Annotated in this window: 4 protein-coding genes and 1 pseudogene; 1 reads left to right on the plus strand and 4 read right to left on the minus strand. The window is 65.7% G+C overall.

Translation table 11 applies throughout. The annotated features are described in order from the left end of the window. Positions 1-517 precede the first annotated feature (517 nt). Positions 518-2,584 carry a PhoX family protein gene (locus A3ES_RS0137315; protein ID WP_020391947.1) on the minus strand — a complete coding sequence of 689 codons (2,067 nt, stop codon included), beginning with the start codon at positions 2,582-2,584 and terminating at the stop codon, positions 518-520. Positions 2,585-2,715: 131 nt separating this feature from the next. Continuing rightward, a complete protein-coding gene (gene rarD / locus A3ES_RS0137320; RefSeq protein ID WP_020391948.1) occupies positions 2,716-3,624 on the minus strand; it encodes an EamA family transporter RarD in 909 nt (302 codons plus the stop codon). Positions 3,625-3,730: 106 nt separating this feature from the next. Here rarD and A3ES_RS0137325 point away from each other — a divergent pair, with 106 nt between their 5' ends. Further along, a complete protein-coding gene (locus A3ES_RS0137325; protein ID WP_020391949.1) occupies positions 3,731-4,483 on the plus strand; it encodes a sugar phosphate isomerase/epimerase family protein in 753 nt (250 codons plus the stop codon). A 214-nt stretch (positions 4,484-4,697) separates the two neighbouring features. On the opposite strand, the gene A3ES_RS51895 is transcribed toward A3ES_RS0137325, so the two are convergent. Further along, positions 4,698-6,602, minus strand: a complete 1,905-nt coding sequence (locus tag A3ES_RS51895; RefSeq protein ID WP_169501838.1) for a glycosyl hydrolase — start codon at positions 6,600-6,602, stop codon at positions 4,698-4,700. A 131-nt stretch (positions 6,603-6,733) separates the two neighbouring features. Next, positions 6,734-6,938 (minus strand): annotated as a pseudogene (locus A3ES_RS0137335) (IS256 family transposase); the annotation flags it as partial.

The raw sequence follows: 6,938 nt of genomic DNA on the forward strand, positions 1-6,938 counted from the left end.
GCTTGCTCGGGCGCCTGCATGCGGCCCCGCCAGTCGGATGGCGTCACGTGTGCGTCACCTCGCCTTTTGTGGCATCGGACGAGCGACGCAGGAGCGAGGTAGCTAGGGGTGGGGAGCGGCGACGTAGGAGCCGCGTGGAGCGTTCGCCGTACCAGCCTCCTGGCGACTCACCGACGGAGAGTGTGCATCGCCCCTCCTCTGGTGGTTCGCCCCTTGGTCTAACGATGGGCGAACCCCTCGTCGAGGGGTTGTCCGGTCAGATTGTGGGTTGTCACCCTGGATTCCGGGGTGACAACCCACAAGTTGGGGGGACCGCCCAGATGCACAAGCACCGGCCGGCTACTCGGCTGAGGGTGCACCGGCCGGCCACTCAACTGGGCTCGCCTGTGCTTCGGCTCATTCCATCAAATGGCAGCGGGACGAGCGACGCAGGAGCGAGGTAGCGGGGGTGGGGAGCGGCGACGTAGGAGCCGCGTGGGCGTACGGCGTACGAGAGCAACTCCCCACCCAATCAGAGTCAGCTGCCGACGCGGCCGCCGTCCTTGCGCCAGACGCAGGAGATCGCCGGGCGGGGGAACGCGTGGGTGTGCGGCCAGGTGGAGGCCGGCTTCTCGAAGGTGGCCGTGTCGGTCTCACCGGGGTGCTGGACGGCGACGAAGACAGTGCTGTCGTCGTCGGAGACCAGCGGCCCGCAGGCTTCGGCGGCGAACGGGACGGAGAGGAACTGCTTGACCTGACCGCGGTTCGGGCCCGCCACCGGGACGGTGAAGATGCCGTCGTTGGAGCCGAGCACGTTGCCGTCGGTGGAGATCCACAGGTTGCCGGAGCCGTCGAAGGCGACGTTGTCCGGGCAGGAGATCGGGCTGACTTTGGTCTTGTCGTACCCGCCGAAGTAGGTCTCCTGCGAGGTCGGGTCGCCGCAGACCAGGAACAGGGTCCAGAAGAAGCCGGTCTTGGCCGCGTCGTCGCCCTCTTCGGTGAGCTCGAGGATGTAGCCGTTGCGGTTGCCGGACTTCTCGACCAGCGGGCCGTTCAGGGTGTCGCGGACGAACGACTTGGCCAGCGGGTTCGCCTCGTCGACGGCGAACTTGCCGCCGCGGTCGGAGTTGTTCGTCAGCGCGGCGTAGATCCGGCCGTTCACCGGGTTGCGCTCGATGTCCTCCGGCCGGTCCATCCGGGTCGCGGCCACCTTGTCGGCGGCGGACCGGACGTTGATCAGCACCTCGGCGACGCTCATCCCGTCGATGAACGACTTCTTGTCCGTGGTCAGCGGGATCCACTGGCCGGTGCCGTCGAACAGGCCGTCCGCCGTCCCGTCGCCGGTGAACTTGGCGACGTACAGCGTGCCCTCGTCCAGCAGGCCGAAGTTGTTCTTCCGGTTGCCGGAGTCGTATTTGCCTGCCGACACGAACTTGTAGATGTACTCGCCGCGCTCGTCGTCGCCCAGGTACGCCGCGATCCGGCCGTCGGCGGTGATCGTGATGGTCGCGCCCTCGTGTTTCATCCGGCCGAGCATCGTGCGCTTCTTCGGCGTCGCCTTCGGGTCGTACGGGTCGACCTCGACGATCCAGCCGGCCCGGAACACCTCGGTCGGCGTCTTGCTCAGGTCCCAGCGCGGGTCGACAGTGCTCCACTGCCGGGCCGACTTGGTCACCGTCGTCGGTACGCCGTACCGCTTGTAGCTGTCGACGTACTCCGCCGGAACGGTGCCGGTGACGTCGAAGTACCCGTTGAAGTTCTCCTCGCCGGACAGGATCGTGCCCCACGGCGTGACGCCGCCGGCGCAGTTCCCGAAGGTGCCGTAGGCAACCTTTCCGACGCGGGGGTCTCCGGCGGCCGGGCCGGTCACCTCGAACTTGGTGGTGGCCGTGATGCGGCGGTTGTAGCGGCTGCCCTCGCGGTCGCGGCGCCACTTGCCGACGTGCCCGTCGCGCTTGATCTGGACCACCGACATGCCGTGCGCGGCCAGCCCGATGTTGGCCTGCGTCTTGGCGTCGTACTTGCCGGTCGGGAACATCAGGTACTCGTCGGTGTACTCGTGGTTGCAGACCAGCAGCGCCGTCCGGTCGTCCTTCAACGGCACGACCATCATGTAGTCGTTGTTGTAGCCGAACTGCTTGGCCTGTGCCGCCGCGGTCTGCTTCTGAGCGTCGAACTTCGGCGCGCCGGCCTCGACCGGGTCACCCCAGGCGATGATGACGGCCTGGTCGTAGCCCTTCGGGATGACGATGTCGTCCTGCCGGTTCGGCGGTACGACGCTGTGCGTCAGCGCGCGGCCGTGGCCACCGAAGCCGGGGAAGGAGCCGTTGCCCTCGGCACCATTTCCGGTCACGAGGTCGGCGGCGGCCGGGACGCTCGAGGCGAGTACGCCGACACCGGCGGCCGCGACACCCGCGGCGCCGACCTTCAGGACCCGGCGGCGCGTGAACGCCGACTGCAGGACGGTCTGGATGTGCTCGTTGCCGGACGTGTTCGGCTCGGCGTGGTCGCACTGGTTGGCGCACTTCAGCTCGCAGGTGCGAAAGGTGCGGGATCCGTGACGGGTGCCGATCTGGCTGATCAGCGGCAGAAACTTGGGGCTCACTCGCAGTACTCCGGCTTCTTGCGTGAGACTCGGACGCCGTGAGGCTAAGGAGCCGAAACGGGGTCCGGGTGAAGGTCAGATGAACGCCGGACGGCTTAGGTTGCCCTCAGTAACCAAAAGCACCTGAACGATCACACGCCGGCGGCGACCGGTTCCAGCCGCAGGGCCCGCCGGCGCTTGGCCATGCTGTCCCAGGTGAAGATCGTCAGCGCGAGCCAGACCAGCCCGAAACCCACCCAGCGCATCGTCGTCATCTGCTCGTGGAAGACCAGGACGCCCAGGATGAACTGCATGATCGGCGTGATGTAGTTCAGCAGGCCGAGGGTCGTCAGCGAGATCCGCGTCGCGGCCGCGCCGAAGAGCAGCAGCGGTACTGCGGTCAACGGCCCGGTCAGCAGCACCAGGATCAGGTACCCCGGCCCCTCGTGCGTCACGGTCGAGTTGCCCTGGAAGCCGAGCATCAGGATCGCGACGAGCGCGAGCGGGGCAATGGTCGCCGACTCGATCGCCATCCCCTCGATCGCGCCCGCGCCGGCCTTCTTCTTGACGAACCCGTAGAAGCCGAACGAGAAGGTCAGGAGGATCGCCACCCACGGCGGCCGGCCGTTCTCGATGGTCAGCCCGGCGACGGCCAGGAAGGCGATCGCGACCGCGATCCACTGGACGACCCGGAGCCGCTCCTTGAGGATGACCACGCCGAGCAGCACGGTGAACAGCGGCGTGATGAAGTAGCCGAGCGAGGTCTCGACGATGCGGTCGTGGTTGACACCCCAGATGTAGACACCCCAGTTGACCGAGATCAGGACTGAGGCGGCGACCAGCGGCCACCTTCGCCGGGGGTCGGCCAGCAGCGCGCGGACCTGGCCGGCGCGGCGTCGTACCAGGACCAGCGCCACGATCGTGAGGAGCGACCAGACGATCCGGTGGGCGAGCAGTTCGACCGCGCCGGAGGAGTCGAGCAGCTTCCAGTAGAGCGGAAAGATCCCCCAGATCAGGTATGCGGTCAGGCCGAAGCCGAACCCTCGCCGCTGCTCTGACATGCCTGCGAGTCTAGAGGCTCGGTCACTTGTGTCCACGCGGTTTGCTCATGACGTGAGACGGGCTTTGCGGATGAGGTTGGATAGAGGCAGACAGAGGAGGTACGGCGTGGGCGTGAGGACCGGTCTGGTCTCGGTGACGTTTCGGCAATTGGCCGTCGAAGAGGTCGTCGAGGTGGCCCAACAGGCGGGGCTGGCAGCGATCGAGTGGGGTGGCGACATCCACGTTCCGCTCGGCGATCTGCCGGCCGCGCGCAAGGCCCGCGAGCTGTGCGAGGCCAACGGGCTGGCCGTCGCGGCGTACGGGTCCTACTTGCGTGCCGGCAGCGTCGACCGCGAGGAAATCCGTACTGCGGTGAACACCGCGGCCGAACTGGGCGCACCCCGGATCCGGGTGTGGGCCGGAACAGTCGGTACTGCGGAAGCCGGCGTGGGCGACCGGATGGCGGTCACGCGCGGACTGGCCGAGCTGGCCGACGTGGCGTCCGGGGCGGGCATCGAGATCGCGATGGAGTTCCACCGCGGCACCCTCACCGACGAGGTCGACTCGACGATCACCCTGCTGCTGGACGTCGGCGCACCCAACCTCACGACGTACTGGCAACCACCGGTCGACCTGAACGACGCCGAATGCCTGGAGCAACTCGAGTCCCTGATGCCGTGGCTGAGCACCGTCCACGTCTTCTCCTGGTGGCCCTCGAACAACCGCCTCCCCCTGGCCGGCCGCGAGTCTCTCTGGCGCCCAGTACTTGACCGCCTCGCCGCAGAACCCCGAGAAATCAACGCCCTCCTGGAGTTCGTCGCCGACGACTCACTGGCTCAGTTCACCACCGACGCCGCGAAGCTCCACAGCTGGGTCTAACTCACTCCCGCACGTAGAGGGCGAGATCGCCTCGACAAGATGCGTCCTGCCGCGAGAGTGCGGAGATTTACTGTCACGGGAGTGACTGAACTGAACGCCGGGCGGGTCGGTTCCAAGGTCGTCCGATCGGCAATCCCATCGTGGCTTGATGGTCTGAGCAGCAAGTCACGACCGCCAGCGCAGATACGGCGCCGGACGGTCGTGATCTAGTGCGTCACCTGCCTCGGCTTTTGAACCGGGGCAGCTGAGAAGAGGGGATGCTGTTCTCGTAGAAGGTCGCCATCGCCTCCTTGGTGTTGTAGTTCCACGTGCGGATGCCCCACGGCATAGCCAGTGCCCAGTCAGGTTGCGCGGCGAACTCCGGCTGCGACGGGAAGACGAAGGTCTCACCAATGATCATCGGTTTCCCGTCCCGGTCGGCGATCCGCTTGGCTTGGTCGTAGTGCCGCTGCACGTAACCCTCAGGGTCGTAGAAGTCGACTGAGAGTACGTCGTAGTAGCCCTTGCCGGGGTTGAAGCTGTCCCACGTGTCGGCGTCGTACTCCGACAGACCGCCGGCCACCCCCTCGTACCGGTCGAATTTCGGGTCGCCGGCAGTCCACCCGTAATCGACCGGGAGATCCTGGACGTTCCACACCCAGACGATGTTGGACAGGCCTTTCTCCTTTTCCAGGTAGTCGTGGAACATCCGGTAGAGACCCGCGCTGCCTTTCAGTCCCGGGCGGCCACCCCACCAGAACACATGCTGGTTCATTTCATGGAACGGACGGAGCATGACAGTGACACCGGCGTCCTCGAGCTGTTGAAGGTAGCGCGCGTACTCGTCCATCCGCGACTTCCAGTTGAGGTTGAGCGGTGTGCCGTCGGTCATGAGCTGCTTCCACTGATCCTCGTAGAGGAAGGAGTAGATGCGGTTCGGCCCAGTCATGGTCTCGCCCGCCGAGTCACCACCCCAGTCACCCTCGATCTCCTCGGCCACGGAGTACTGAGGCGGTGAGACATGGAACATGATCTGCACCAGGTTGCCGTTCGCCCACTGCCGATTCACCTCGTTGATCATGTTCTGCCGGAAGGGCACCGTACGTTGGCCGGTGAGGAAGTCCGCCCCGTAGAAAGCAGGATAGACACCGAACTCGTTCGCCACTCGCTGGTGGAGCACGTCGGCCATGGCCGGGTTCGAGTAGGACTGGTCGTGGTGCATGGCCGAAAGGGTGCCCTTGCCAGAGATGCTGTTGAGGTAGTCCACCACGTCGACTGCCCTCGGCAGGTGCTGGACATTTACGCGGAGCCTGGTATCGGTGGGCACGGTGTAGCTACGCCCGTCCTGGAATATCTTCAGGCCACTAAGACGGACCTCGGTGGAGCCGTTCTTGCGGAAGTCGCCTTTGGGAGAGAGCCGGCTTGCGTCCGCGAGGACATCGTCTTTCGATGAGGTCCAGGCCGCCTGCACGATGCGCCCCCGGGGCAGTTCGACCGCCGAGTTCAACAGGGTGATCAGATTGCTCGCGCCGTCGGCGTGCAGCTTCTTGCGGGGAAAACTCACGCTCGGGACATACGGCTTGTCGGCCAGCACCAATTCGAGCTCATCGAGCACGATTGTCCCTCCGCTGCCTCGGTCCACCTGATTGACGTAGAGAGCTACAGAGGTGGTGCCCGCCGGGTCGAGCGTCCCTGTCCCGGTGCCTGTCTTGCGTTTGAACTCTGCAACCGGGATGGTAATGTGCTGCGGCGCCGTCGAGGTTTCGTCGAAGCCGGCGACTTCGTTCAAATGGGCTTCATGCGACGCGCCGTCATTCAACTGCAGCAGGACGTCTTGGCCGGGCGTCCCATTCTGTATCCAGAGGTTGATCGCCTGCAAGCCGGGCCAGTACCCCTCGACGACCCGAGAGCGGCCCGAGTACCCGTTGGCGAACGAGTAGCTGACTGACATCGCCTTGCCGAGATCGTCGCCGAAGGGAGAGTCGACGAGGCTGGCCGTATTGGGGCCCCCGTTGGGGTTGGGTGCGTAGGTGCTTGCGAGCGTGACGTCGTCGGCGTAGCCGGAGAAGTCGTCGAGGGTCATTCGGTAGGGCTGGTCCTTTGCCTGAGCAGGTATGCCGAGGCCAGTGGACAGCAGCATCGTCGCGATAAGAGCCGTCGCGATACCGGCTAGTCTTCCATGCAATCTAGATACCTCCGTTGAGAGACAGAGCATCCCCGTCGAGCATGTCCCGAGTTGTGTGGAACTTGGGTGACGATCCACGGTGAACTCTAGGCGACGGCACCGACAGTTTCTGTGTGGTCGGTGGTGTCGGGGTGGGTGTGTCGGTGGAGGGCGGCGACGAGCTGTGGCATGTGTTTGTAGCCCTTGATGCGGCGGAAGGATCGTTCGGCGTTGAGCATGCCGGCCGCGGTCCAGCGCAGCACCATGTGCCCGTCGCGCCAGCGGGACACGTTGCGGTTGGTGGTTCGGGCG

Source organism: Kribbella catacumbae DSM 19601 (genome assembly GCF_000372465.1).
Taxonomy (GTDB): domain Bacteria; phylum Actinomycetota; class Actinomycetes; order Propionibacteriales; family Kribbellaceae; genus Kribbella; species Kribbella catacumbae.

Bases quoted from the DNA above. Each gene is read 5' to 3' on its own strand.
- A3ES_RS51895 (WP_169501838.1), bottom strand. From the start codon at position 6,602: ATGCTGCTGTCCACTGGCCTCGGCATACCTGCTCAGGCAAAGGACCAG.
- rarD (WP_020391948.1), bottom strand. From the start codon at position 3,624: ATGTCAGAGCAGCGGCGAGGGTTCGGCTTCGGCCTGACCGCATACCTG.